Raw genomic sequence first — 1,111 nt, forward strand, 5'->3', positions numbered from 1 at the left:
CATATCTAAGATAAACTCCTTATCTGACCTTTTATACATATTTCAGCTCTTTTTTTATTCTTTCCTTTACCGACTTAATCTTTATACTTTCAATTCCACTTGGCGTTAAGATATCTACTTTCCTACCTAAGAGTCTCTCTAAAAACTCAACAAGTCCACCAAAATCTCTAAAACCACCTCTACCCTTTTCAAATTCAACAACTATGTCTATATCGCTGCCCTCTCTTAATTCATTTCTTGCGGCAGAACCAAACATACCTATCCTTTTTACACCAAACTTTTTTATCTGCTTCATATTGCTTCGTAAAATCAATATAACATCATCTTTATTGAGCACCTTGTCAACACTTCCCACAAGCAAATTATACCACATACTAATATTCTTGAACTCTTAACTTTGAATAGTTTTAAAGGGCTTTATCTACGCGATAATTGATAGAAAAAGTATTTATCAGAAGATAAAGAAATCTACATGGTAGGGATAGAGTTTCAAGAACAAGAGCGCAATATTGTAGGATTTTCTTGGGAAAATATCCAAAAGCACCTATCATAGAATATATGTTTTTAAACCCTGGCAGCCAGTATTCTACATCTGCATAAACATCTGCATGTTTTGCTCCGTGCCAAGAACCATTACCAGGACTTCCTCCTGCTGTATCTACAGGTGGAGTACCTTCATCGTTACCATTTGATGGAGCATATAATCCTATATTACCGTATATACCGCCATTTGTAAAGTTTCCAAGCATGGCGTAAGCTTCAGCGCCTTCTACTGTTGAATTACCATCAAATGGATCAAACAATGTATTATGAGTGGATAATGGATTTAGCTGATCCGGAACACCCCAGTTGCCTGGACCAGCTTGACCTACATCGTCAAAACCCACCATGTTTTCAAAACTTAGCCCATATGTAAAGTTTTTGTTATCAACGGTATGGTCTCCGCCGTTTAATATAACGTTGTAGCCAGCCAAAGAAGCAGCGTCACCATGGTCATTCCATCCGCCTATCTCTACCCACGCACCAAGATGAGGTGTAATCTCACCAGCTATATAAAGAGAATCACCTTTTACAAGGTTAAACGCATCCTTAGTTGGATATCCAGCCGGAT

General features: G+C 37.8%; 2 protein-coding genes. Both read right to left on the minus strand.

All coding sequences use genetic code 11. The features are described from left to right. Positions 1-31: 31 nt before the first annotated feature. Positions 32-373, minus strand: coding sequence for a nucleotidyltransferase family protein (locus ACP5S8_RS08435; RefSeq protein ID WP_461876491.1), 342 nt, complete (start codon positions 371-373; stop codon positions 32-34). Between the two features lie 34 nt (positions 374-407). Then, a partial coding sequence (locus tag ACP5S8_RS08440; protein ID WP_461876492.1) for a hypothetical protein occupies positions 408-1,111 on the minus strand: 704 nt, incomplete at its 5' end.

This window comes from Hydrogenobaculum sp. (assembly GCF_049967395.1).
Taxonomy (GTDB): Bacteria; Aquificota; Aquificia; order Aquificales; family Aquificaceae; genus Hydrogenobaculum.